The organism is Methylomonas sp. EFPC3 (assembly GCF_029643245.1).
Taxonomy (GTDB): domain Bacteria; phylum Pseudomonadota; class Gammaproteobacteria; order Methylococcales; family Methylomonadaceae; genus Methylomonas; species Methylomonas koyamae_B.
Window position 1 is genome coordinate 2,757,962 of record NZ_CP116398.1, and the last position, 24,587, is coordinate 2,782,548.

General features: G+C 54.1%; 21 protein-coding genes. 6 read left to right on the top strand and 15 right to left on the bottom strand.

The genetic code is table 11. From position 1 onward, the window contains the following. Window positions 1-85: 85 nt before the first annotated feature. Together PL263_RS12410 and PL263_RS12415 are read left to right on the top strand one after the other, a co-directional pair. A complete protein-coding gene (locus tag PL263_RS12410; RefSeq protein WP_278209672.1) occupies window positions 86-430 on the top strand; it encodes a hypothetical protein in 345 nt (114 codons plus the stop codon). A gap of 135 nt (window positions 431-565) precedes the next feature. Next, window positions 566-1,162: a MerR family transcriptional regulator gene (locus PL263_RS12415; RefSeq protein WP_278209673.1), complete on the top strand. Its 597-nt coding sequence runs from the start codon at window positions 566-568 to the stop codon at window positions 1,160-1,162. A gap of 106 nt (window positions 1,163-1,268) precedes the next feature. On the opposite strand, the gene PL263_RS12420 is transcribed toward PL263_RS12415, so the two are convergent. The 5 genes from PL263_RS12420 to PL263_RS12440 all read right to left on the bottom strand — a co-directional run bounded on the left by PL263_RS12420 (window position 1,269) and on the right by PL263_RS12440 (window position 5,294). Further along, a complete protein-coding gene (locus PL263_RS12420) occupies window positions 1,269-1,922 on the bottom strand; it encodes a hypothetical protein (RefSeq protein WP_278209674.1) in 654 nt (217 codons plus the stop codon). A 139-nt stretch (window positions 1,923-2,061) separates the two neighbouring features. Further along, on the bottom strand, window positions 2,062-2,307 hold the full coding sequence (locus PL263_RS12425; RefSeq protein ID WP_278209675.1) for a hypothetical protein: 246 nt from the start codon (window positions 2,305-2,307) through the stop codon (window positions 2,062-2,064). 146 nt (window positions 2,308-2,453) lie between these two features. Further along, complete coding sequence (gene ltrA / locus PL263_RS12430) at window positions 2,454-3,755, bottom strand: group II intron reverse transcriptase/maturase (protein WP_278209676.1); 1,302 nt, start codon at window positions 3,753-3,755, stop codon at window positions 2,454-2,456. A 296-nt stretch (window positions 3,756-4,051) separates the two neighbouring features. Continuing rightward, window positions 4,052-4,537: a hypothetical protein gene (locus PL263_RS12435; RefSeq protein WP_278209677.1), complete on the bottom strand. Its 486-nt coding sequence runs from the start codon at window positions 4,535-4,537 to the stop codon at window positions 4,052-4,054. 100 nt (window positions 4,538-4,637) lie between these two features. Then, complete coding sequence (locus tag PL263_RS12440) at window positions 4,638-5,294, bottom strand: hypothetical protein (protein ID WP_278209678.1); 657 nt, start codon at window positions 5,292-5,294, stop codon at window positions 4,638-4,640. A gap of 827 nt (window positions 5,295-6,121) precedes the next feature. Between PL263_RS12440 and PL263_RS12445 the strand changes: the two genes are divergently transcribed. The 3 genes from PL263_RS12445 to PL263_RS12455 all read left to right on the top strand — a co-directional run bounded on the left by PL263_RS12445 (window position 6,122) and on the right by PL263_RS12455 (window position 8,431). After that, complete coding sequence (locus PL263_RS12445) at window positions 6,122-7,120, top strand: hypothetical protein (RefSeq protein ID WP_278209679.1); 999 nt, start codon at window positions 6,122-6,124, stop codon at window positions 7,118-7,120. Window positions 7,121-7,220: 100 nt separating this feature from the next. Continuing rightward, complete coding sequence (locus PL263_RS12450; protein WP_278209680.1) at window positions 7,221-8,198, top strand: hypothetical protein; 978 nt, start codon at window positions 7,221-7,223, stop codon at window positions 8,196-8,198. A gap of 86 nt (window positions 8,199-8,284) precedes the next feature. After that, on the top strand, window positions 8,285-8,431 hold the full coding sequence (locus PL263_RS12455) for a hypothetical protein (protein WP_278209681.1): 147 nt from the start codon (window positions 8,285-8,287) through the stop codon (window positions 8,429-8,431). 198 nt (window positions 8,432-8,629) lie between these two features. Here the strand turns inward: PL263_RS12455 and PL263_RS12460 are convergent, their stop codons facing one another. The 7 genes from PL263_RS12460 to PL263_RS12490 all read right to left on the bottom strand — a co-directional run bounded on the left by PL263_RS12460 (window position 8,630) and on the right by PL263_RS12490 (window position 18,916). Continuing rightward, window positions 8,630-10,717 (bottom strand): ATP-binding protein, encoded by a 2,088-nt coding sequence (locus PL263_RS12460; protein ID WP_278209683.1) that lies wholly within the window; start codon window positions 10,715-10,717, stop codon window positions 8,630-8,632. Between the two features lie 256 nt (window positions 10,718-10,973). Further along, window positions 10,974-13,115 carry an alkaline phosphatase family protein gene (locus tag PL263_RS12465; RefSeq protein WP_278209685.1) on the bottom strand — a complete coding sequence of 714 codons (2,142 nt, stop codon included), beginning with the start codon at window positions 13,113-13,115 and terminating at the stop codon, window positions 10,974-10,976. Between the two features lie 71 nt (window positions 13,116-13,186). Further along, on the bottom strand, window positions 13,187-14,257 hold the full coding sequence (locus PL263_RS12470; protein ID WP_278209687.1) for a hypothetical protein: 1,071 nt from the start codon (window positions 14,255-14,257) through the stop codon (window positions 13,187-13,189). A 28-nt stretch (window positions 14,258-14,285) separates the two neighbouring features. After that, window positions 14,286-16,112 (bottom strand): hydrogenase maturation protein, encoded by a 1,827-nt coding sequence (locus PL263_RS12475; protein WP_278209688.1) that lies wholly within the window; start codon window positions 16,110-16,112, stop codon window positions 14,286-14,288. Between the two features lie 147 nt (window positions 16,113-16,259). Beyond that, window positions 16,260-16,496, bottom strand: coding sequence for a hypothetical protein (locus PL263_RS12480; protein ID WP_278209690.1), 237 nt, complete (start codon window positions 16,494-16,496; stop codon window positions 16,260-16,262). Between the two features lie 24 nt (window positions 16,497-16,520). Then, window positions 16,521-18,695 carry a hypothetical protein gene (locus PL263_RS12485; RefSeq protein ID WP_278209691.1) on the bottom strand — a complete coding sequence of 725 codons (2,175 nt, stop codon included), beginning with the start codon at window positions 18,693-18,695 and terminating at the stop codon, window positions 16,521-16,523. 44 nt (window positions 18,696-18,739) lie between these two features. After that, the gene (locus PL263_RS12490) at window positions 18,740-18,916 is read right to left on the bottom strand and encodes a hypothetical protein (protein ID WP_278209692.1); all 177 of its coding nucleotides are present in this window, start codon (window positions 18,914-18,916) and stop codon (window positions 18,740-18,742) included. Window positions 18,917-19,107: 191 nt separating this feature from the next. Between PL263_RS12490 and PL263_RS12495 the strand changes: the two genes are divergently transcribed. Then, on the top strand, window positions 19,108-19,602 hold the full coding sequence (locus tag PL263_RS12495; RefSeq protein WP_278209693.1) for a hypothetical protein: 495 nt from the start codon (window positions 19,108-19,110) through the stop codon (window positions 19,600-19,602). A 368-nt stretch (window positions 19,603-19,970) separates the two neighbouring features. Here the strand turns inward: PL263_RS12495 and PL263_RS12500 are convergent, their stop codons facing one another. The 3 genes from PL263_RS12500 to PL263_RS12510 form a co-directional block, all read right to left on the bottom strand. Further along, window positions 19,971-22,562, bottom strand: coding sequence for an AAA family ATPase (locus tag PL263_RS12500; protein ID WP_278209694.1), 2,592 nt, complete (start codon window positions 22,560-22,562; stop codon window positions 19,971-19,973). A gap of 215 nt (window positions 22,563-22,777) precedes the next feature. After that, window positions 22,778-23,353: a DUF2452 domain-containing protein gene (locus PL263_RS12505; protein ID WP_278209695.1), complete on the bottom strand. Its 576-nt coding sequence runs from the start codon at window positions 23,351-23,353 to the stop codon at window positions 22,778-22,780. A gap of 220 nt (window positions 23,354-23,573) precedes the next feature. Continuing rightward, window positions 23,574-24,329 carry a hypothetical protein gene (locus tag PL263_RS12510; protein WP_278209696.1) on the bottom strand — a complete coding sequence of 252 codons (756 nt, stop codon included), beginning with the start codon at window positions 24,327-24,329 and terminating at the stop codon, window positions 23,574-23,576. Window positions 24,330-24,587: the final 258 nt, after the last annotated feature.

Below are 24,587 nucleotides of genomic sequence, written 5' to 3' on the forward strand. Positions count from 1 at the left end.
GTCACCTTAAAAGCCGGAGTTTGCCATGAATGTTTCCACCATAAGCCCCAACCTTGCCGCAACCCGAACAGTCAGCGGAAAAACTTTGCCATCTCCACCGCAAGTCAAAACGGATGCTGCCGACGATAGACAGCCGTCGCCGCCTACGGTTGATATGCGCAATGTCTCGCTAAACGAAATCAATGCCTTGATCAAGTCCGGCGTGGATGGTTTGCTGGATGTCGTGCCCTACATGCCGACCGCCACCATCAACCCAAGCGCCGCAACGGATGCCGGCGACGTGAAGGTAGATTATTTAGGCCAGATCGAGGGGCTGATCGAATTCCGGAAAAGCCGTCACGAAGACACCGCCTTTCTGGAACGGGTGCTGAGCAACGTAAAACGTCTGGATGGGATGGCCTTGCCGACGAAACTGGACGTGATGGCTTGAGTCGGCCTTGGCTGAGTCATCAAAACCTCACGAATTCAGTTGCAGTCGGGGACGGGATTATCTTTCTGAGGACCCTTGACCCTGACGTTGCGTCACGCTCTATGCTGCCGGAACGCATCAGGCAGGAGGCAAATCATGTTGCTTAAAGTGGGCGAACTCGCCAAACGCTGCGGACTGACCGTCCGCACCCTGCATCACTACGACAGCATTGGCTTGCTCAAACCTTCCGCGCGTTCCGATACCGGCTACCGGCTGTATCAGCGGGGCGACATTGCCAGATTGCATCAAATTCAAGCCTTAAGGCAGTTTGGGTTGTCACTGGCCGAGATCGGGGACATTTTGGCCATTGTGGCTTACATCCAAAGCGCTTTCGTTGAGAGTAAATTGCGGATCTACGAAAAATACCTCAGTGCCGACGAATTCAGCGTGATGCGCGCGAATTACGGCAAACAAGCCGACGCTTGGCCGCCACTGATCGCCGCAATCCGCCAGCATTTGGAGGACGGCACACCGCCCAGCGCTCCCGAGATGCAGGCACTCGCGCGAACTTGGCTGGGCTTGTTCCGGGCCTACGCGGGTGACAATCCGGACACCCATGCCAAAATTCGTGCCGCGCATCAGGCCGAGCCTTACCTATTCTTTGGTACGTTTATCGATCCGCCCTTGCTAGCGTATGTCTATCAGGCGATGGCCCAACTAGGTCAGGCGCCCACGCCGGCCCAGGCGCATTGAGGCTGCGGTGAAGCGGAGAAACTGCATCGATCTTGACGGACAAAAGATCGATGCCGCGGGGGACCGACTCGGTAAGAAGTCGTCAGCGTGAGCGGTTAAAGCAGATTTACAACGCGCCTTCTGAGCCGGTGAATTCAACCCCGGACACATTGCCTCTCACGTCGGAAAAGCATTTCCAGGGTGCAGTGGCTTCGGGGACCAGCACCATAATCGCCATGCCGGCTTCAGAAGAAAAGATGTCTTTAATCTTCAGCAGGCTTTTGTCGGCGCCAACTTGTTTCGCAACGGCTGTCAGACAGGCCTTTTCCGCAGCGCTGGTCAGGCTGACATTGCTTTCCGCGCTGCCGGTACTTGCACTGCTGGCAGGGATTCCCACGTTAATAGTGAAACTGACCGGTTTGCCTGAGTCTTTGGCATTGCCTTTCAGGTAGACGCGAATAATGTAATCGCCGTCTTTCGGTAGCGTCCCGGAATAATGGTCGCCTTCGTTCATCCCCACGAATAGGGCTTCATAAGTACTGCCGGGTGGGATGACGTTGAAATAGGCCGCGCCCTTGCCGGCTTTAAAATCTACATTCAATGTTTGGCCGGCCTTGGCTCGCAACACGTAATCGACGTCTTCGCCGCCTTTGACAGTCCCTTTGATGGTCGCGCTGGATTTGCCTTTGGGAAATTGCACGGGTTTGCTCGCCGCCTCGGCGGTGGTGAGTAGGCTCATCGTTAACACGATGCCGGCGAGTAAGCTGAGTAATTGGGTCATGTTGTACTCCGTTGTTTCAAGTTAACGACGATTAGGGACAATCAAGCCGGTCGTTGCGGACTATAACATCCGCCGGCAATGTCAATTAGTCACGTTTGTTACCGCTACAAACGGGGATAGCGCCCGAAAACCGTATGCGCTAGCCACCGGTAACCACCGCTTCGGGGATTCCGTAGCGTTCCTCATTTCCGATTCGAATCAAAAACAAATCGCCGGAGCGCTCGAATATCAACGTCAAATTGTCGTCGTAAAAAGCCGGCTGACCGGAAATGAACTCGATACGCCGCTCGCCGCGGCCGTTGCGGTTGATCCGGACTTCGGCATTGCCTGCGCCCTTGCGAACAACCCCAAACGGGCAGCGGCCGGTCGGTTGGCCGAGCTCCAACGCACAGGGAATATGGCCGGTAGCATGAAATGCAAAGAAACTTGGTCATTTAAGTCTCCGATAGGGGTAGGAAAGACCAAAGCCTCCCCTCCCTCCGAACCGTGCAGGCGGTTCTCCCGCACACGGCTCTCCAGTCAGTTGTTTCCTCATCGGGATTGGCTAGCCATCACGTAGGCTTCGTGTAACGAGAAAAGCCCGCGCTCGGCAAAGTAGGCATTCTTCCAACGAAACGACGCGCTTTTGCTATTGGCGCAGCCCTGCTTCTTGTTCTGTTTCAGCAGGATCGCGCGCAGTCGCCGCCTCACAAAGGCATCCAAGGTGTTGAAGGTGTATTTGTGCGCGTGCTTGAAATAGCCGAACCAGCCTTTCAGTACCGGATTGAGCTTCTGTATCGTCCGCTCAATCGACTCGCCGGACGTCCGCCGGGTTCGCAACCGAATCGCATCCCTTACCTTGTTCAGACTTTTACGTCTGACCGTCCGCCGCCCCGCTTCGAATCGGTAGCCCAGGAATTCGAACCCCTGGCCCGGTTCCCGACAGTCGCCAATGTGCGTCTTGTCAGGATGCAAGTTCAAGTCGTTTTCGGCCATCCAGACGCGGACACTTTCCAACGCGCGTTCGGCCTCTTCCCGACTTTGACAGAGAATCACGAAGTCGTCGGCGTAGCGTACCAGCCGAAAACCTTCCCCCGTCAGCTTCTCGTCCAAAGGATGCAGATAAAGGTTCGCCAACAGCGGACTGAGCACCGCTCCTTGGGGCGTACCTTTCATCGGCGTCCAGCGTCTCGCTTCCAACAGAATGTCTTGTTCGAGAAATTGCCGGATCAACGTCAGAACGTTGCCGTCGCTTATCGATGCTTCGACCCGTTTCATCAGCCTTTCATGCGCAATGTTGTCGAAGTAGCCTTGTATGTCGGCATCAACTACCCAGCAATAGCCCTCTTTCAGACCTTGATCCACCACTCGGAGCGCGTCTTTGCATCCGCGCCCAGGCCGGAATCCATGGCTCGTGTCCAGAAATTGCCGTTCGAAGATCGGTTCGATGACGCTTTTCAGCGCCGCTTGTACCACTCGGTCCTTGACCGTCGGAATGCCCAGCGGGCGCGTTTTACCGTCGCCTTTCGGGATTTCCAGCCGTTTGACCGCTTGCGGTCGGTATTGCCCCGTTTTCAGGGTTTGATGCAGCTCCTCCAAGCACTGCGCCGCCTGTGCGTCGAAGCGATCAATGCTGACTCGATCGACGCCCGCCGCTCCCCGGTTGCGCTTTACCCGTTGCCAGGCCGCCATCAATACCTCAGGCCGATAAACTTTGTCGTACAAACTGAACCATTTGCCGCCTTTGACACCGTTTGCCAGTGCCGCCAACATGCGTTCCGTCCAGACAGCCGTTTCCTCCCACGACTTTTGCGGTCCTTGGGTCTCTGTCGCTTGTTTAGTCGCTTCCGACACTCGGTGACTCCTCTCGGTACGTTGTCTGTCTTTCTCGCATCAACTTTCCTACCTCCCTTCCCTCGACGCGGGTTGTGTTGTCCCGCGCTTTTCCGGCGATGTCATTGTGTTTAGGTTCAGGAGGCCGCGCCTCGGTTCTAATGACCCGGTTTCCCAGATCGGGCTGACCTTGGACAACTTCATCGCTTTACAGTACTCGGCAACCGCTCCTGCGTTGCTCTACCTCCTGCATCCATGCAGTCGTACGAAGGCTCTGACTCCTGCCGGTGTTCTCTCCCTCCGACAGGTCTCCCTGCTTATCTCGCGTAAACTTCCGACCATTCCATCCCCAACCACTTGATGCGCTCCTTGATCGTTTTAGCCGCCATCGCAACGTCAAGGTCGATTTTCGGGCTTCGCCATACCCAAGCAGGCTCGCCGCCACATCCCGCCGAATCGGGTTCGTCTCCTACGGACTGGTCGTTCATCGCCAGTTGCTCTCCACCCCACCTCGCGGTGACGCAGTTACTTTTGATTACGGAGTCATGGCTTTCTCCGACACGGACTTTCACCGTGCTGTTTACGCGCCTTCGCAGGCGCACCTGGGTTTCGCGTTGCTCTACCCAGCCTACGGCCCTGCGATTGAGCCGAACGTGCTTAATCCGGCGATCAGGAAATTTCGTGTCGTAGCCCGTATTAAACAACGCGGAGCACAGGATCGAATTAAAACCCAACCGGATTGCACGATATAAATCCGCGCCGGGTTCCGATTCGTCAAATCCCGGATTCCGCTTACGCTCCATCCAGGCTACTTGCTAGGCGGGCCGCGGCTATCCCGTGCATGCAGCAAAGCCGAACGCCCGTCGAAACAGCTACGGCTCTGGCCAACCTGTTTGGATTGACTCAGTTGCAAGCATCGGCTGCCGTGTAGACGATGGACTGGTAACGGCCCTCGTTTGTAAGGATGGATACGCACGCGCCGCTGTGGTTTTCCCGCCAAAACTGGGTTGGCGCGTCAACCGAGGAGGACGAGCGCGAAAAGTGGTAGCCGCGCCGCGATAACTCCCCTTCAGCCTGTCCGGCACGGGCACCCACCATGTCGGACAAACTGTTTGGCGTTTGTCCGAAGTGGCTGTTGTTTCCATTGCTGTATTGGTTGTTGTAACGCTGGTTATGCTCGGAATTATGCTGTTGATCGTGATGCCGCCCGTAACGGTTACCCGGAGCGTTTTCGCAATCATGCCGGCCTTTCAGATGTATCTTATGAACTTTGTTGTTCTCTTCTTCGAATTCATAACACTCATTTTTTTGCTCGTTAAACCACCAACTGTGCGGACCTTCCCGGCCGTATTCGCCGTATCCGCGATCACGCAATTCGTTTTCCGCTTGATAAACGTTTTTGCCCTTCAAGTCGTAGACCAGGATGGTTTTAAGCTCCTGACCAAGATTGTGGTTATAAGAACTTCCGTTCGAATTATTCGGATTGACAACACAGCCGCTCATGCTGATCAAAGCAGCAGTGGCAGTGACGATTATCAGGGGTTTAAAGCGGCGCAGCATAAGACTCTCCTGGGGTTACGGTGAAGGTAGTAGCGAATTGCCAACCGTTTTCTTCTCGGGTCAAGCTTGGTCGGCAAGGACCATTTCGCTAAGTTTTGAACGACGTTAACAAAGAGTCTAGTCCATGTTCAGAGTTGCCCGAAGTCGAGTTTCTTCCCGTCGGCTAGCTCCGATTTGACCTTTTAGCCGCAGCGGGAAACGCTGATTAAATCTTCCGTGACGACAGGAAAGACTCGCAGCATCTCGGCCTGAATTGGCGCATCAACGACAAAGGCAAACCCGGCAAAAACCTGTCGTACAGCCAGCGTAAGCAAAACCGGACGTACGCGTCGAGCAGAGCCTGGGTCGAGCTTATTTTCCGGAGCATTAATACCCATCAAGGCACAAGTGCCAATCCGGTTTCCACAAGCGCCGTTACCGGGGCATGAAGAAAACGGGGCTCAGGTCAATTGGCTGGAGGGCTTGGTGAATTCGTATCTGCTGGCATATTCCAGTCCAAACCAGCCACCCATTCCGATTGAAAACCGCCACCGGTTCCGATTAAAACTCAGCCATCGATTCGGTATCGTTACGCCAGTTTCGAATGACTGCTTTTAGACGTGGCAAATTGGCACAACCGACCCATACCCGCCGGTCGATATATCAGAGGTTCAAGGGTAGGTATCGGAGTAGAGCAGGCGCTCGGGAGCCACCCTCGACGGGCTGGACCTCGGCCAGTGCTACCGTTATTTCCATCGAGCTCAAGCGGCTGGTGTTGGTTGTATATTAATCCTAGACTAGCAATATTAACCGAACGATAGATTTCCCTGTTAGGAGAAAATAAAACAATGGTAGCCAGCTTTCTGTATGAACGCATTACGCGTGGACGGCCCTCCGTCACCGGCACGCTAGCCGAGCCACAAGGAGCCCCAGAACCGCGATTTGCCCTTCAAGGAAGCGTCAACTGGATGCATGCCTTGGCTTTAGTCGTGCAAGATGAAGCCCTCGAATGGTCCCACATGCAGACTTACTATCAGCATGTACAACGTTTTACCAATCTAAGTGACGCAGCAATGAACACCGTGTTTGAGCAGTTGCTGATGAGCCTTCATCACCTGTCTGCAGTGAAGGCGATGGCAAATGCTGGTCGTGATCAAGACCTAGTGCGAGTTGGGATTATGGCCTGGTACTACGGCATCTACTGTGCCGCCAGTGCAATGATCGCGGCCAGGGATGGTTCACAGCAAAAAGACCATACCAGTACTGCAACCCAATGGGATCGGCAAATCGCATCTGACGGGTTGGCAGTTTCTCCATTTGCCTTCCGACTAACTACCCTGGTCAAGAAGGATGCGACATCCGAGATAGCTGTCCTACGCAATGGCAATAACTTCAGCCTCCCCACGCGCCCCACTAATGTAGCGGACGCTCGTGGTGCCTGCATATCCTATCTCAGTGGAACGCGGGACTATCGTGAATGGCAGATCTGCGAAGACCTGAAGCTCAAGGAGCTATCCAAGCTCGGACTAAACGATTTCCGCTCAAAGCGAGCGCAACAGCTACGTGACGGTCGTCTGCAAGGCAGATGTCTGGGATTCTTGCACCAAGCGTTTCGCTACCGTGGCAAAGCCAACTATCGCGATGCGCTGTTTCTCACCTACGAGGCGCAAGTCGATACGGTCATCAAAGGGTTCATCAGCGATATGGAAACGGTTCTCAAGGCCTTCATTGTCATGGCTGGTGCATTCTGCTCTAAACGAGTTGATTTGACGTACTGGCAAGCATTTCTCGACGATCTCGAAGGGCATTTGGGGCTCACCGTCATGCCGAAATACGTCTGGACCTAAAGAGGTCGTCATGAGCGACGGCGAAAAGCTGTCCTGGCAGCAAAACAGAGCCGTGACACTTTGAAAAGCGTGCGCGGATAACAATTGAAGGTGAGTACGGATGGTGGATTTGTTGCCAGTATTTATCGACGCGACAATGACATTGCAACAACTAATGAAGCAATGGTTCGCAGCCTATCCAGCAGGGATGCCTTGGACCATCGTTTCGGATTACTGCATCGGAGACAATGGCAAGAAAAACGATGTTTTCTCGTTCGTGGTCATCGCAAATCATGATAAGACAGAGAACATCAGTGAGTACCTCTCAGCGGTGGCTCCCCGCGACATCAAAAACACAAGACAAGTACCGTGGGGGCTGATGCAGTACCTGACTTGCCCAGAACCGGTGACGTTCAGTGTGTCATTCGTCATTGACAGGGATTCGGCGCTCTTGCGTGACTATCTGCGCATCGAGCACATGTCCTGTTTCATCCCGGATGCTTGCGAGTTTGTGGAATCCTTGCGGAAGAACTCGCCAGCCCACGCTTCTTTGGACCCCACATACTTCGATGACGTACTGAAGCGGCTCAGCACCTTTGAGAGGGATTTAGCGCGGAAGCAATTGAATGCCAAGCTATCTCGCCAAATTCACCTGGCATCAGGGTTCGCCGCCACGATGTTCTATCTCGTGACCCAGGCGACTCGGGCGGGCTACCTGCGCTGGATTTCTGACAGGGATAAGCTGATTGAGCACAACGATACCGTCGTCTATGACCTAGCCTTCCTCTATTTCATTCTCATGTCGTCAAGCCAGCTCGGCCAGGAGACCACTACACAGGGAAATTTGATCCTTGACGTCCCCAATATAAACTTCGAGCTTCCTAACCGAACAGGGGAGCACAGATTTGATGCGCTTATAAGGTTGCCGGACTACTTGGCTGGGACTCTGGCCGACATCGGTCCAGACATGTCTTACTCGAAGAAAAAGTTCGGTGAGATGCTTTACGGTGTCTTCGTCGACTCGCCTAACAATTGGGTCGTACAGCTCACATCAAACGGTGAAAAAATCAGTGCTCGTTCTATGCAATACCGCTCTTAAGTCGGGTAATCACTCGGACGAGGTTGAACAACTAGACATGATGCTGAGTTACGGGTAACCGGCAGATTTAAGAGTGGAGAAGCCCTTTGAGCGCCAAGTATCTGGCGACGACGAACTACCGCAATTGGCCGATCCAAGGCGTTCAAAATCTGGCTGGGTTTGAATCAAAAGCGATGACGGCGATCCAACCTGAATGCCCGGCGGTTTTGATCGAACGGCCGTACGGCAGATAAACGATTGGCGTAAGGTGGATCCGCGAAACAATCCACCATTTATGGCTTGCGATATACCTGCGCCATTTGATCTTGCACTTGGTTTGGATTTTGGCGGATTGTCGCTACGCTCCGAATCCGTATATGGACTCCTCCCGTTTTGCAAGCAGATCACTTCGAATTTGCTGGAGCGCCGTCGTAGTTTGCTTGATGCCCCCCTCACGATCTGGCATTTGCCGCGCCAAGCAAGTGCTGCAAGGTTGCACGTAGTTTGGCGGGATTGACCGGCTTGTGCAGCAACGGAAAGCCGCTGGCATCGGCCTCGCGTAAGCGTTCGGGACCGGTATCGCCGGTGACGACCAGCACCTCGAACCGGTAGCCCAGTGTTTCCCGCAAATCACGCGCGAAATCGATCCCGGAAACGCTATCGGCCAGCCGATAGTCGGTAATCAGCAAGTCAACCGCCGAATCCGCCCGCGCCAGCTCGTCCAAAGCTTGCGACAAGGATGCCGCCGCCAAAACCCGGCAACCCCAACGCGACAACAGGCCGCTCATGCTCTCCAGCACACTGCTATCGTCATCCAGCAACAACACCTGCTTCCCGGTCAGCAGCGTGGTCGCCAGCAGCGGTTGGCCGGCCTGAGCCGGGCGCGGCGCAGACTTTAGCGCCAACGGCATCCTCAGCGAAAAGCACGAGCCTTTGCCCAACGCAGAACGCACCTGGAGCGGGTGGCCGAGCAGCCGCGCCAGCCGTTTGACGATGGCCAACCCCAGCCCCAAACCCTGACGGCGGTTGCGGCCGGCATTATGCAGCTGGTGAAATTCGACGAAAACTTCGTGCAACTGGTCTTCCGGTATGCCGCGGCCGGTATCGATCACCTGAATTTCCAGCTCCGCTCCGCGCAGCCGGGTACCGACCAAAACCCGGCCGTTCTCGGTATAGCGCAGGGCATTGCCGATCAGATTTCGCAGCATCCGCTCCAACATCGCCGGATCGGTCGCGACCGGGTATCGGCCGGGCCGGAAGCGGACGGTATTGCGGTTTTCCTGAGCCAAAGGCTGAAATTCGGCATGCAGCCGCTCGAACAACTCGGCGAGATCGCAGGCTTGCAGTTCAGGCGTGACTACGCCGGCATCCAGCTTAGAGACATCCAGCAGGGCGCTCAGCATCGAATTGACGGCGTCGATGGCGTCATCGATCCGATCGATCAAGTGCGCCGTGTTCTCGCCGCGTACCCGCTCCGACAATTCCCCGAAAAACAAACCCAGCGCATGAATCGGCTGACGTAAATCGTGGCTGGCCGCGGCCAGAAACCGGGTTTTGGCGGCATTCGCCCGTTCCGCGTCGCGCCGGGCATTCTCCAGAGCCAACTCGCGCTTGATCAGGTTACTGATGTCGGTAAACGTGATCACCCGGCCGCCGTGGCGTAACAGTACCTGCAGAATTTCGTATACCGGGCCGCCGGGCAGATGGTAATGGGCCGGGCCTTGGGCGCTGACCGGCAGCGGCGGATTCGCTGCAGCCAACAACTGCGCCAGGTTCGTGCCGGGTTCGACTTGGCAACCGACCGCGGCCAAGGTATCGCTGAACCGCGCATTCCACATCCGCAAGCCATCGTTCTCGTCCGACATCGCGATGCCCTGCCCCATGTTTTCCAACGCGGTTTCCAACAAGGTCGATTTTTCTTCCGATTCCTGGCGCAGCGCGACATTCTCGAAACTCAACTCCAGCGCGTGGTTGAGCATGTCGGAAAATTTTTGCGTGTAGTAGTAGCTTAACAGCGGTAAAAACGACATCGTGATCGCCGCGGCAATGAAATGTTCGCCGCCGTAATACAGCAACTCAAAGACAAAAGTCAGGCCGATCGGTATCGACAACATCAAGACGGCCGGATAGTAAGCAAACCAACTCATCATCGCCCCCACGGCCTGGATAATCGGCGGCAAGCAGACCAGCAACACATTGGCAGGGTCGTCGATGTCCAGAAACAGAACGATACACAGTATCCAGCCCAAGCTGGTCAGCGCGCCGGCCGATAACACCAACATTTTGTACAGCGTGATGTTTGCCGCCAAGCGCTGCTTGCGGGACCGGTAGTAATGCAAAATCGACCAACGCGATAAATGGGTCAGCGATGAAAACGCAAACCATGCCAGCAATTGATTGTGCGGCGCGGTATGCCACAGATCGATCACGATCAGCACCGGGAACGGCAGCATTAACAGCACTGAATTGCTGATCGCGGTCGTCACCCACAACCGCTCCACTTCGATTTCGTTTCGATATTTGGATTCTATGGCAGACATGCGTTTAACCTCGTTTCAATCGCACGGCATTAGCCGATTCAGCTGTCATGGCGGGTAGCGGAGGCTAACGATTATCGCAAGCGGATAGTGAGATACAAGTGGCAAGATTCACGTGTACGAATAGCCTGTGTTTACGTGTCATATAGACGGCAAGTCGGTTTGGCGGTCCCAAAGTCTGATGAAGTGCCGGGGCGGGCTGGTATTACAGTTTGCTTAGAATATACCGTCTCTACCAGCCCCTTCGTATCCGGCCGTACTAGTGATCTCGTGGATATCTCGCCCGCATGGCCCGCATGATGTCCTTGAAGTCATCGATTTCCGGATCTGCCGCTATCGCCATTTTCGCCGCAAAAGCGTTCACTTGCGGCCTGGGCGGAATCGGTATAGCGGGCTTATCCGTTCTAGGTGTGCTACGCAACATCTGCGACACATCGTTGGCTGCCGTGACACGCTCGCCCATGTCCGGCGGATTGGTGTGCAGGAAGCGGCGGATGATGGTCTTCGGAATGGATGTGTGGTCGAACACCGCCTTACTGACCGAACCTGCGTCGATCCAAGGCGACACCACGAAGGTCGGCACCCGCACCCCGTAATGATCGATACCCGACACCGGTTTGGCGTTGGCGGAGTAGTCGTACGGATCGACGTGGTCGTAAAAGCCGCCGTGTTCGTCATAGGTAATCAGTAACAGGGTCTTATGCCAATTTGGCCCGTTCATCAAAGCGTTGACAATGGTGCCAATCAGGTTTTGCCCGGCGCGGATGTCGGCGGGCGGGCCGTCATCGTTATCGCCATCGTCCGGCTCGTCAACGAAGTTGGGATCGATAAAAGACACCGCCGGTAGCGTACCGGCCTGAGCACTGGCGACGAAGCCTTTGAGCGGGTCGTTGAAGTCGACGATGAAGTGATCGTCCAACGTATAACGCTCGAACAAACGCAGAAAACAATAACGGTTTTCGTAGTAGTGCCAGCTGACGCCGTGATCGCTCAGATGATCGAACAGGGTTTTGGTTTTGACCGGCTGAAATTCCGCCAAATGTGGATTATCGGTTTCCGGCAAGCCAAACCGGTTGCGATTCAGTCGGCCAGTCAGGGTGTAAAAGCGATTACAAAAGGTCGGACCGGGATGGGCGGCAAACCAGCGATCGCAAATTGCAAATTCGCGGGCCAGGGCATCGTAAACCGGCACGTGGGCAGCGGGGTGGTAGCCCATGATTTGGCCGACGATTTCCGGTTGTTGAGGAAACTTCTGGGCAAACGCGGCAGCAAAGCCATCCATTTTGCCAGCGTTGATTTGCGCCTCAACCGGCCCATGACTGTGCGGCGGACTTTGGAAAAACTGGGTGTCGGTCAGCGGGATGGATGGATAGTCCTTGCCCAAGTATCGGTTCTTTTCGCCGTCATGCAAACCGTCGACGTCGCTACGTCCGCCATGCTTGCTCAGATACCCCAGCATGTGGTCGAACGAACGGTTTTCCATCATCAACACCACGATGTGATCGATGTTGCTCAGCAATCCAGGTTCCAGCGGCGCTTGCGGGGTTTCCGGAAACGACTCCAACTGGCCGGGCTTTAACAGATAGTCGATGTATATGGCTTCGTCGTCGCTGGAAATACCGGTTATTAAAAAGTCGTCGCCCAACAACAGCCGTTTTAATGCCTGATTCAGAGTTTGAATCGCATAGGCGCCGGTTAGCGAGTCCTTTTTGTATAACGCATCGTAGATTTTATTACGCATCCCGGATTCCATTTCGCTTTCCACTACCGCCCGCCAACCGAAGGCTGCATCGGTTGCCACGTCGGCCTTGATCAACGATTTTTCGGTTACTAGCAGATTGTTGTCCGCATCCAGCGCAAACTTGAAGGTCAAATCGAGTTTAAACGCGGTGAGATTGACGTTTCGCCAGTTGTTCATCTTCAATTCTTCGCCGCCGGTTTCGAAATAAATCAGCATCCGCATGATCGGATTTGTGCCGCCGATGAAGTCCGGTGACAAAATTTCGCGGCTGTTCAAGTCGTTGAAATGGTAATCCGAGATACGGGAACTCAACTGGCCCAAGTCCCTCGGAAATCCGCTCGCCTCCCGATAAACTTGAGTTCCATTTTCTTGATAGCCGGCATCCTGATAGACGGTCAACGTACTGTGGCGATGATCGCCGCTTCCCAGGTTATGCAAGCGAATTTTGATCAGTGGCCGACTTCGATTCTCGAAAATTTCGTCGGATTTTCGTTGCAATAAGTCCAGCGGAATACGTTTTTGGACAATTTTTCCAGGCGGCGGTGCACCCACCAAATTTCGCAGCGAGACCGGAAACACGGCTTTCCGCTTGACGGCTATCTCGCGCAGACTTGCCGGTTTACCGGTCAAATTTAAAACTTCTCGGATACTGGTGATCATCGAATTTCTCCAAAATCGTGCGGCACTCCATGCACGAGCCATTAGCGCGTGCATGGACGCCTGAAAGTGAGTTATTGCAAGGCAATCAAAACCGGCACCAAGCCCTTACCGCCTTTCAACGGACGCAAGGCTTTACCGATGACTGCGCCAAAGGCGCTGAGGGCGTCGCCGGCTTTCATCGCATGGCCCGGCGTCGGCGAGGTAGTCAGTAAGTCGCCGACGGCAATGTCGCCGAACTCGGCGTCGACCTTGCAATACACCTTGCCCATCAAGGCAATCGGCTTGCGCGGCTTGCCGGTCGGTTGCTTGTCCAGCACGATGCCGGGCTTGTATTGCCCGGCGCCGGAAACCACGCCGGCCACGCGCTTGTCGTAGGCCTGGCTGCTGGGATGCAGTGAGCCGTCGTCGCCCAATACCATCACGGTTCCGGCTTCGATATCCGCGTCGCAGATGTCGAAGTCCTCGGCGCAATCGGCGTTGAGCAGGCGAATATCGCCGTTGACGGCAATATTGCCGGCCACATGCAAGGCTTCTTCCGGGGTTTGGGTACCGATGCCGACGTTACCATTGGCATTGATGCGCATCCGTTCCATACCTCCTTGCACGTCGTCCACCCGGAATACCAAGCCGTTTTCCAGGTTGCCGGCACGCACGTCGATAAAGCCGGATTGATAGGTGTTGTTTATGTAGCCGCCGAACAGACGCATGCCAACCTGGCCTTGGTCGGTTATCCCGCCGAAATACAGATTGCCATGCTCGCCACCTACAGGCGCTGGCAATTGCACATTGCCGGAACCCAGCGTCAGCCGCTGGCTGGCATGGGCTGTACCGATGCCCACATTTCCGGTCGCTTTAACCAATGAAATCCCTCTATCCCACTGCCAGTTGCCATTCGCATCGTCGCCGGTGATATGCAGAAAATCGCCACCGGCATGGGTCCTGGTGTGGAAGATATAGCGATAGCCGTTGGCGTCCGTGCCGGCCACAATGTCCGCGCTGACGTGCAGTTTGGCTTTCGGGTCGGCGGTGCCGATGCCCAACCTATCGCTGGAAATATTAAGAGAACTGCGGTTGCCGTTTTGGTCGGTCACCGCTTGAGAATTCGCGGTTAAAGGGTTATCCAATTGCAGATTGGTAGTCATTTCGTTCACCTCTGGTTAAGTTTTAATCTCAAGAGTTTTGTAAAGCGCCGGCATTGCGCGATCTGTCGGGCGATACCGATCGCGACGGCAGTTGCCGAACCACTTGGGCTTTGGCTTCCGCTTGCCGATGGCTGGCGATAGCACGCGGCGTGTCTTTGGCCGCCTGTTTAAACACGAAAGCCTTGCGGGCCTCGTGGTAATCGCCACTGCCGTAAAAGTTTTCGAACATTTGGGCTAACTCTGCCTGACGATAAGCCGCCAACGGCTGCTCGGCTTCGTCGCGGCAACGCCGACCGGCTTTGGCGCCCAGTTCTTCCCGCAATAACGCGTCGTTTTCGAGACGGTGGCGTACCAGGTGTTTGACTTGGGCAACAAACAAGGCATGCGAACTATCCAGCACTTGATCGACCATACCCAGTTGCCATGCTTTTCTGGCGCTGAGCGGAATACAGGCTGTCGACAAACGCTCCGCAGCCTCCGCACCCACCCGCCTGGGCAGGAGATAAGTCCAATATTCCGAACCGTATAGTCCGCCCATGTTGCGGTAATGCGGGTTGAACACCACCCCAGCCCGCACCCACACCAGATCGGCGGCTAACGCCAGAATCGCCCCGCCAGCACCGGCGTTGCCGGCCACAGCGGCGATGGTGAGCTTGTCGGGAGTCTGGATGATTTGTCTGACCAGATCGTCGATGGCGTTGATATTCAGCCAGGATTCGTCCGCCGGGTTTTGGGCGGCCTCGATGTGATTGAGGTGAATGCCGTTTGACCAGAAATCCTCACCGCCCATCAATACGATGGCTTTGATGCTTAGCCCCGCCAGATAGCGATACACTTTCAGCAGTAAACGGCATTGATCGGTACTCATACCGCCGTTGTGGCAAGTAAAGTGCAGAAAGGCCACGTCCCCTTCCAACTCGTACCAGATCTCCTGTAGTGGATATTGTCGGCCCGGCTTCAAGTGATCGATCGTCAGGCGCTTGACCCCGGTTGCGAACCAGCGGGCCATGCCCTGCCGTGGCGCTTGGAGCAGGTCACCCAATGCCATTGCGGCCGGCAACTTAATGCCCTTTCCGTCCGCCCGCTTTGGTTTGAGATGGCCAATCCAGACCGCACCGTCGACGGTGGCCCGGCAAATAGCCTGTTCGGCGATCGCCACGATGCTGCCGGGTTTACCGATGAACTGGTCGTCGGCATGGGCGTTGAACAGGTAAAACGGCTGACCGCACACTTGATCCAGTACGCCGGGACTGCCGTCCGCAGCGCGAATTCTGGACACGATTTCGGCACTGCTGTGCTGTTGCCAGTCGATGGCGCGATCGCTCTGCTTCATCGCCGGGCGCAATCTGCCGGTGACGCTGGGATTGCCGTAATCCAGGGGTTCCGGGCGGAAGCTGGGAGCCTGTATGTAGCTCATGGCTTCCCACAGACACTCGACGGCGGCTTGCGTCACTTCCCGGTTGAACAAGCTGCTTTTGGTGGCTGCGCGCATCGGAAACGTGCGGCAGGCCCAAATTGGCCCGGCGTCCATTTCCGCGTCGGCGGCCAGCAGGGTTACTCCCCACTCCGGCAAACCTTCCTGAATGGCCCAATCCAGCGAGGACGGGCCGCGGTCGCCTTTTATGCCGGGGTGTACGATCAGACAGGTGTAGCGCTGGTAAATCGTGGCCGGAATGCGCCGGGTTAAAAACGGGCAGAGGATAAGTTCGGGATGAAACAGCTCAACCCCCTCCAACAGCCGGGCTTCGTCGCCTAAATGCAATTCGACAGAGACGTCATGGACGGCATCGTTGAGTTCGGTAAAAAAACGCTGGGTCAGGCCTGAGAATGCTGTGGAAACTAATAAGATACGCATGGGATACTCCTGATTACTCTCGTTTCTGGCTGTCGTAGCCCATGACGCACGCCCTTCGAAAACATCAGGGTGAAACGGTATTGATGGGCGGGACAACAAACACGCCCGGCGACGGCATCGCAGCCAAACCGCCGGGCAACATCGCGGTTAACCGCCCTTGCCGATGCCTCGAATCAGCGGCCCGAAGAACTCTACGCAACCGGCGGTCGGGCATGCGGTTTGCGCCCGATATTCCTGAGTGCGGATCGGCGTCGGTTTGGGTTGCTTGGTGCTGTAACCGCGGCCGGGGGTACCGGCCTGAACCGAGCCGACCCAAAACAGGCCCAGCCCGGCGACAGCAAGCAAGCCGCGGATGGAGTGTTGTTTTAACTTAATGTTTTTCATGATAATTCCCCTAACAATATTGAATTAAGCGTTGCGGCGGCGGCCGGCCAAAGCAAGCAGAGCCGAACCGAACAGCCAGAAAGCGCCGGGCAACGGTACCGCCGCGACGCCGATTTCGCCGGTGGTGTACAGCTTGGAAAAATCCCAGCGCAAACCGTTGGCCAAGGTCGCGAAGCGAGTATCGATCCGCGTGAACTTACCGGAGCTGCTGCCCCAGTCGAACAAGTCGAACACATCGCCGGCCTGGGCCGCGAAGTTGTCCCACCACATCAGTTGCAGCACGCCGCCGAAATTGAGGTTGCCGGCTACTTGCAATTGATCGAACTGCTGACCGGCTTCGAGACCGCCGATTTCGGCCAGATACAGGTTCTCGCTGCCGAAGCTGGCGCTACCGCTGTTGGCCACCAAGGCCGGCGAATTGCCCAAGGACAGGCCGCCTTCGTAATAACTGGTGCCGGTGCCGCTCAACAAGGCACCGTCGCGCACCACCACCTGGCCGAAAAACACGGCGCCGGCATCGCGCCCTACCCGTAATTCGCTGCCGGATTGCAAGGTCACGTCGCCCCAGAATGCGGTTTCGCCGTTGCCGGACAGCACGATTCGGCCGGTTTTGGCGTTGGTCACGGCGCCGGTTACGCTATTGGCGCCAAAGCCGACCTGCAGCTGGCCGCGATTTTCCAGGCCGCCGGCAAAATCGGCGGCGGCATTTTGCAGTTGCAATTGGCCCTGATTGATCAACATACGATCGGTGTGCAAGCGGGCCAGATTGGCGCTGGCGCCGATCAATTGGATACTGCCGGCGTTGTCGACGCTACCGCCCAGTAAGCGCATCTGCTCGCCGCTACCGACCTGTACCCGGCTGGCGGCATCGATTTGCAAGCCGCCGTCCAACGTACCGGCCCCGGTCAACGCGGCATTTTGCAGACGAGTGCCGCGCTCGGCCGCGGTATAGCCACGATTCAAATCAAACGCCACGCTTTGGCCGGCGCTACCGCTCACGACAAGACTGCGCACGCTGGCATGGGCGCTGCCCAAAATAGCGGCGTTACCGCCCGGATTGACGACAACATCGTGCGGTTGGCCGGGCGCGAAACCGAAACTGCCGAATCCGGCGTAATTCCAGCGCGCGGCATCGTCCCAAGCCCCGTTGCCGTTGCCTTGCCATTCCGGATGCAAGGTCAGTACAAAGCCTTCGGCTTCAGCCCCTTCGTGCGAACCGAAGCCGACGATCTGGCCGTAACGGTTGATGCCCAAGGCGTGGTGCAAGGTCCAGCCGTCCGCTGCCAGCCGGTTCAAGTCGTAAATCCGGCCGTTATTCCACAGCACGGCATGCATGGCGTTGTCGGTGGTGCGCGAATAGCCGACGATCTGACTGGTATCGTTGATGTCCGAAGCCCGACTGTCGCCGCCCAGACTGCCCAGGTCTTGCATCCGGCCGTTGGCGTAATGAAAGGCGTGGGGGAGGTACTCATCCGGCCTCAACGAACTGTAGCCGACCACCTCGCCGGCGTTGTTGATCGCCGTGCCTTCGCTGGTATCGCCGCCCAGGCCGCCAATCGTTTGGCCGACGCCGTCGCGGTACAAGTGGGCAAGCGAGCCGAGCCCGTTCGGACCGGCCACGTAACCGGCGGCGTCGCCGCGATTGTTGATCGCATTCACGCCCCTCCCGCCGGTTTTCAGCAACGTACCGTTGCGGTAGATCACGCCGGCAACGCTCCGGTCCCCTACCAAGGTACCTGCGATATCGCCGTGGTCGTTGATCGCCCATGACAGGCTTTTACGGCTATCCGTGCTCAAGCCGGTCATCTCGTTGGCGCCGTCCCGCCGGATAAAGAGTTGATTGGTATACGGATGGTCGGCATCGACGTTGACCGAGGCCACGACGTCGCCCCGGTTATTGATCGCGTAAGCTTGTACCGATTTGCCGCCGACGGTGATTTCCTCGGCGCTACCGTTGCGGTAAATGTAAGAACGGGTAACGCTTGGTTCCCGGTCCTTGCCGGGCAGATTGTTCAACAGCAGGATTTGGCCCTGGTCGTTGATGTCGCGGGCAACGCTGTTGCGGTCGCCTTGCAGACCGGTACCGGCAAAATCGTAACGGGCCGCCGCGGCGGCCGGAACCGCCGCCAACGATCCGCCGGCCAGCACCGCCGCAACAGCCCAAGGCAGAGGTCTTATCTGAAAAATTGGGAATGACATGGTTATCTCCTGGAACAGTTCGAATCCGATTCAGCAAGGCCGGCTCAAGCCGCCTGGCCGCCGGCATCCGGATCTTCGTCGCTAGTCCAGGCGACGGTTACCGACTGAGCCGGACCCGTCGCTACCCAGCCGGCGGCCGCATTCGCGCCGCCGATCACTAAAACCGCTAACCAGAAAGCGCGACCAGCCGCGCGTTGTTTACCAACAAGTAATGTGTACATCTGAGTTCCCCCAAAACGAATGAATAAAAACCGGCGGACCTAACAGCCGCAGCCTGGGTCCGTTGGGGGATAAGGTAACAATTGCCGGTTTTCGAAGCGCCCTACGTGGGGAGGGTAGCGGGTGTGAAATATTACCTGGCGGGGGAGGCTGGTTCGGCAACGGACGCACCGCCAGGGCGTTGTAGTGGTCCATGGCAAGCCAGGGCTATTGGCTGATGGAGTTTATTTCCATATCGCAGATCATTAAGCAAGCGCCGGCGCAATACGGCAGAGCCTATCTTTATTCCGAAACCGACGATAACGATTTGACGTATTTCATCGTTCATCAACTGGAAGTCATCAGAAAAGCCATAACTGCTTTACATCAATATCTGGAAAAGAAAACGGCGGAGATATTCGAGATAGAGCAATGCCTGGAAGGCTCGGCTTTACAAGGAAAATTAAACCACAGGCAGTTGGCGATTCTGAGACATGCCCTGGATCACCCGACGACCATCTACACCATCCAGCAACATCAGGCCGCCCATAAACTCAGCTACCAAACCGCGCGCACCGATTTACTCAAAATGGCAGACGAATTTCATATCCTGAGCAAGCACAAATATGGAAATGCCTTCGTTTTTTTAGCCCCCCCCGATCTCGGACAGAAACTGACTCAACTGGAAGCACGCTATAAAGCCAAATAAGGGCCATAGCGGATTAAGGTAACATTTGTTCGAAAGCGGGAATAATTTGGGGTGTTTTGAAATTTTTGGGGGTTGCTATCGGCCAAGAGCGGTCGGCCGATAAATTGGGCCAATGGCAAGTGAGAGCCAGAAAACTGCCATCCAACGCTTCTCATAAACCGCACCGGTCAATAACCTGCCTTGGTCAGCTTCCCGTTTGATCCGGTTTTTAACCACCCCCTAACAGGTTGGTGAAAAACTCTTTTTTGGCGTTGAATGACTCTATATTTAGTGCCGATGAAGCTATTTTTCCTACTAAATACTGGTTTGATTGAGCAAAATTAGCGTCTCAAATATGGTTTTTCACCAACCTGCTAAGTGCTCAACACTTACTTTCTTTTTTTCGATCTCTTGATTTTTGTTCTGATGGTTTCATAGCGATTGATTTCGGCGTTTAAATTTTCCACTGTGGGCTTTTGATACGCATATTTATCGCTATGAGTATGTCCTTCCATGTATCTGCAGCATTTACCGAAATTATCAAGCAATTCAGTTTTTAACTCTTCGTCAAAGCAAACATCTTTAAGTGATTCAACACTGACACGTTCATTGAAGCGTTGAACGACATTATTGAACAAGTCGTTTATAACCAAAACCTCATAACAAGTACGGAGTTCGGTGAACGCTGATTTTACAAGGTATTCTCTCTGCGCCGGCGGGCAATCTGTTTTATTTGCTTCATCATAATGGCGTCTCGGAATTACAGAGTTACGATATTGCTTTTCATAAGACGGTGCATTGTTTAGAAACACATATCCAGGCGTATCATCTCTTTTTTCAATCCAGTGGCATACATGGTCAACCTTGAATTCACAGCATGCAGAAATCAATGTTGAGACAAAAACTAAATCGTGGGTAAAAACTACTACCTGGTTTTTTGTAGATTCTTCTGCAATCCGTTCTGCAATACGGCCTTTTCTTTCGTCGTCAAGTGAAGTTACCGGGTCATCAAAAATAACTCCGCAAGTGATTTCTGATAGCTTAATTTCTGCGAGAAAATCCGCAAGCGAAATGATTTTCTGCTCCCCTTCACTTAAAATCTTTGAGGGTTCTTTTCCTTTCAAAAACAACTGTCGATAAGATGTGCCAGCCGAGCCAGTATGGGAAATATTGATGCCTATTTCGCAATTCAAAGATTTACACTCATCATTGAAAGCTCTGACGTATGCTTCGTTAAAATATTTTCCAGAAAGCTCTTTTTCCTTGTCTGTGATTTTACGTTTCGAAATTTTACCTTTTGCCTTTGTCGCTGTGGCGGCCCATTTCAGGTTACTAACATATGTTTCAATACCCGTTATATGCTGTTCAAGTTTTTCTTTGTGATTCAGATATGTGATTGAATCTTGTAGTTTCTTGATATCTGCTGTGGGGTCATTCTCTTGGAGCTTTGTTATGTTGCCTTCAATGCCCTGAACGATTCTGTCGATGTGAGTCGTATCAGTTTGAATTGCTGTCCTGTTATTTGCTGTCTTCGTTGTTAGGTCTGAAATTATGCTTTCAGATAAAGCTTTCTGCTTTTGTAAATATTCCTTAATTTCGAGTGTTTCTTTCTTATGCTTTTCAAGCATCCATTTTGTTAATACACCGTTTTCGGGTAGCAGGTCGAAATTTAACTCTTCATAGTTCTTGTTATGTGTATTCAATGCTGTCTGAGCATTTTTTGCATCCTGCTCTGACTGACTCTTAATAAAAATCCAATATGATGCAATTAGTTTCTGTGCTTCAATAGAAAGTGGCTGCTGGCACAAAATACAATAGTCATCGGCCTTTGGGTACTTCTCGTTATCACCCACCTGTTGTTTTGCAAAATCCTGGGCCGCTGTTATGAAACCTTTCCATTCTTTGCTGCCGACATTCATTATTTTGTCGGTCTTGAAGCTCTCGATACCTTCGGTTTTAGCGGTGTCATCTTTTGACAGACAGTCCGATATTGCTGTTTTGATTTCAGAAAGTGATTCCGCTGTAAAGAATTTGTTGTTGTCGGCAATGGATATTTTTAATGTCGTTAAGAGTTCTTTGTAATCATTTAAATCTGCAATCTCTTTATCTTTCTTCAAAGTCTGCAGTTGCGCCATTTGTTCTTCAAGTTCACTTCGTTTTTTCTTCTCTTCTTCTGTAATCGGGATTAGTTTTTTGAGGTCATCAATTTGGGTTTTTGCGGAAAGGGTATTCAGTACATTCTTGATGTCTGACTCACCATCGAACAACGAAGGATAATCCTTTGTAACGCTCTTATTGGTAATGTCGGCGGTTATTTTTTCTTCTATTTTTTTGAAGGCCTCGATTAAATCGCCGAAAAAATCAAGCCCAGCTGGCCTAAACTCGAATTGATTCCTATTGGTTAAATGGACATTGACGCATTTGTTGTCGAATATTGAAAATTGTCTGAATTCGTTTTGTTGTTTGTGGTCTGGGTATGTAAGGGCATAAAGTTTAGATTTGGAAGTAAAGCTGATTTCTGCTGATACATTACTATGACCGCTTGCGACATGAATGTTCGGCAGAATATCTTCCGTAGAACGGCTATGAAAAGCCTTCTTCAATAGGCGAGTATATCCAGTTTTTCCCGAACCATTTACGCCGTAAACAATTGTTACCTGAGGGCAAAACTCAATCTTTTGATTTTCTACAAGCGCGTTTACGCCTTTGAGGTTTTGCAAGCTGGTTAGCAGAAGGTCATCTTTGAAACCGTCACAGGATGCGTTGTCGCAACTTATTACAATAGCAGGCTTCTCTGTTGATGGTTTTAAGCCAGCATCTTCAAGAACGTAGCTGTATGCAGTGTCTATATCGGTATAAGAAATTGATTCCCCGGATAGCAGTTTTGAACTCAGATATTTTGCCCAATATGGCAACGATTCAGCGAACTGTTCAATTTCTGAATTCAAGCTATCAATCTTGCCTTCATTTGCTTCAGTCAATGAAAACCTCCCTGTATTGTGTTGGCTAACAAATTATTAAATTGTCCTGTATATCTTTCCAATCCGGCAGAAATTTAGCTGTTTGCCATTATAACTGTCTCTTATATGCCTACTACCAGCCATTTCAGTAACTCAGGACAAAGTCCCCTTTGGGTCGACTCAGGCCTTACAGCACTAGATTAAACGCAACGGCCTCAACGTGTCTAGCGGATGGATTATTCCGCCGGCCCAGCTAACAACCTTTCCGCCTGCCGATAACTCAAGCCGGAAATTCCGGATTTTTGCATCGATTGTTTCAGCGAATAGGCCAGTGCCGAGGCGAGGACGCGGGAGTAGTACGGCAGGGTTTCCAGATATACCGGCAAGGCGGCGTCGATGGTTTCGGCTTGTTGCAGTTGTTGTTCGAGTTGGCGGCGGCGGTCGGCGATTTCCTGGAGGAAGGCGTTGTCATTGGCGCAGGCGTCGGATAGCTCCAGCGTCCAGCTCAAATCGGCTTGCAGTTCGCATGCGCCGATGAAGCGGCCGGATTGGGCCGGCGGCCATTGTTCCGGCGCGATCAACGACAGCCGGTACTGGTTATCTTTGAAGTACAGCCAATAGGTTTGCCCGGCGGTCGGTTTGAAGCGAATCCGGCTGTTTAACACGAACAGCGAGGTGAACAAGTCGCTGCTGATTTGTTGAAGGTTCTTGGCGGGTACGACCAGTTGCTGCTTGGCTTGTTGCAAGCTGTCCAATAGCGCGACCAAGCCCTTGCCCTGGGGATTTGCCGATTTGTTGATTGAACTCGTCATGCCAAGTGTCCGCTAATCTGCCGAAAGTTTTGCGCGACGCCGGCTACGCGCCGACCGCCGCGGCATCATCGTACCAAAATAGCGGGGTGTCAGTTCCCGATGTGTTCAATACCAAAAATCCAGGGTAGCTGGAAGACGCTGGCGGGATCGGAACGTGCCGGCCCGGATTGCGCGGGCCGGCAGCAAATGGAGTTGGCGGCCGCAAAGGCCGCCGATTGCGTCAGGCCGCCAGCCGCCGTTTTTTGGCGAAAGACAAACCGGCTGCGCCGGCCAGGAACAAGGTCCAAGCCGCCGGCAGCGGCACCGGCGCGGTTTCCAGGATCAATTGCGGTACAGGATCGGTACTGCCTTGCGCGCCCGAGAAGTAATAAGGCACCAGCAAGCCGCCGTTGCCGTCGTCTTGGCTGACGAGAGGATCGATGACCCCGCCCAACGCGAACTTGCCGCCCAGTTTGGCGTTCAAGTCAGCCAGCGCCCCCGCCAAATCGATGGTCAGAATCGAACCGGTGGTGATGGTGGAGGCCTTCAGATCGGTCTGGCCGTAAAGGGTGCCGTCGTTCATATCATCGAAGGCCGCCAGATTTTCCGCCGCGCTGGAATTGCCGTTGGTCAGCACATCGACGCCGGTCGAAACCGCGGAAATTTTGTAGTGATCGGTTTCGTTCGGCGATCTGCCGTCGCTGGGCGAAAAGATTTTCAAGGTCGCGCCGACGATCTTGCCGGTGATTTGGCTCAAGTCGTAAACGAAATAGTGGCGGATGGTAATTTGGGTGTCGGTGCTGGAAAAAGGACTGCCCAGGTCGTAGCGCGGCAAATTGTCCGGCGTGGTATGAGACACAGTGGTGGTGGCACCGCTGACGGTTCTTTCGAAGATGCCGAAGTTGGCGGCGTCGACCGTCACCAGGGCGGCACTAGCGTTAGAACTGATCGCCGGCAACAGCAGCACGGCCAGTAGCGAAGATTTAACAAGATTCATCGTATTCACCTGAGTTTGGAAATGGACTAAAACATGTTGGCCGCATCCTTGGGGGGGCAGATCAACATCAATAACCGCCAAACCGCAAGGTTCCGGCGGCATGCAACAGCACGGCCTGGATGCGCCGAAGCTGTCGGTACTTGCAGTAGCGCGGAAACCGCGAGCGAATCGCTGTTGCCGAACTGCGGTTAACCGGGGGCGTGCTTTGAGTTGTGCTTCGACGCATCAGCCCGGTTACTGGGCTGATACTGTAATCGG

Excerpts from the sequence above, each read along its gene's own strand:
- PL263_RS12415 (WP_278209673.1), top strand. The coding sequence starts at position 566 with ATGTTGCTTAAAGTGGGCGAACTCGCCAAACGCTGCGGACTGACCGTC.
- PL263_RS12420 (WP_278209674.1), bottom strand. The coding sequence starts at position 1,922 with ATGACCCAATTACTCAGCTTACTCGCCGGCATCGTGTTAACGATGAGC.
- PL263_RS12435 (WP_278209677.1), bottom strand. The coding sequence starts at position 4,537 with ATGGAGCGTAAGCGGAATCCGGGATTTGACGAATCGGAACCCGGCGCG.
- PL263_RS12440 (WP_278209678.1), bottom strand. The coding sequence starts at position 5,294 with ATGCTGCGCCGCTTTAAACCCCTGATAATCGTCACTGCCACTGCTGCT.
- PL263_RS12445 (WP_278209679.1), top strand. The coding sequence starts at position 6,122 with ATGGTAGCCAGCTTTCTGTATGAACGCATTACGCGTGGACGGCCCTCC.
- PL263_RS12450 (WP_278209680.1), top strand. The coding sequence starts at position 7,221 with ATGGTGGATTTGTTGCCAGTATTTATCGACGCGACAATGACATTGCAA.
- PL263_RS12460 (WP_278209683.1), bottom strand. The coding sequence starts at position 10,717 with ATGTCTGCCATAGAATCCAAATATCGAAACGAAATCGAAGTGGAGCGG.
- PL263_RS12465 (WP_278209685.1), bottom strand. The coding sequence starts at position 13,115 with ATGATCACCAGTATCCGAGAAGTTTTAAATTTGACCGGTAAACCGGCA.
- PL263_RS12470 (WP_278209687.1), bottom strand. The coding sequence starts at position 14,257 with ATGACTACCAATCTGCAATTGGATAACCCTTTAACCGCGAATTCTCAA.
- PL263_RS12475 (WP_278209688.1), bottom strand. The coding sequence starts at position 16,112 with ATGCGTATCTTATTAGTTTCCACAGCATTCTCAGGCCTGACCCAGCGT.
- PL263_RS12480 (WP_278209690.1), bottom strand. The coding sequence starts at position 16,496 with ATGAAAAACATTAAGTTAAAACAACACTCCATCCGCGGCTTGCTTGCT.
- PL263_RS12485 (WP_278209691.1), bottom strand. The coding sequence starts at position 18,695 with ATGTCATTCCCAATTTTTCAGATAAGACCTCTGCCTTGGGCTGTTGCG.
- PL263_RS12490 (WP_278209692.1), bottom strand. The coding sequence starts at position 18,916 with ATGTACACATTACTTGTTGGTAAACAACGCGCGGCTGGTCGCGCTTTC.
- PL263_RS12495 (WP_278209693.1), top strand. The coding sequence starts at position 19,108 with ATGGCAAGCCAGGGCTATTGGCTGATGGAGTTTATTTCCATATCGCAG.
- PL263_RS12505 (WP_278209695.1), bottom strand. The coding sequence starts at position 23,353 with ATGACGAGTTCAATCAACAAATCGGCAAATCCCCAGGGCAAGGGCTTG.
- PL263_RS12510 (WP_278209696.1), bottom strand. The coding sequence starts at position 24,329 with ATGAATCTTGTTAAATCTTCGCTACTGGCCGTGCTGCTGTTGCCGGCG.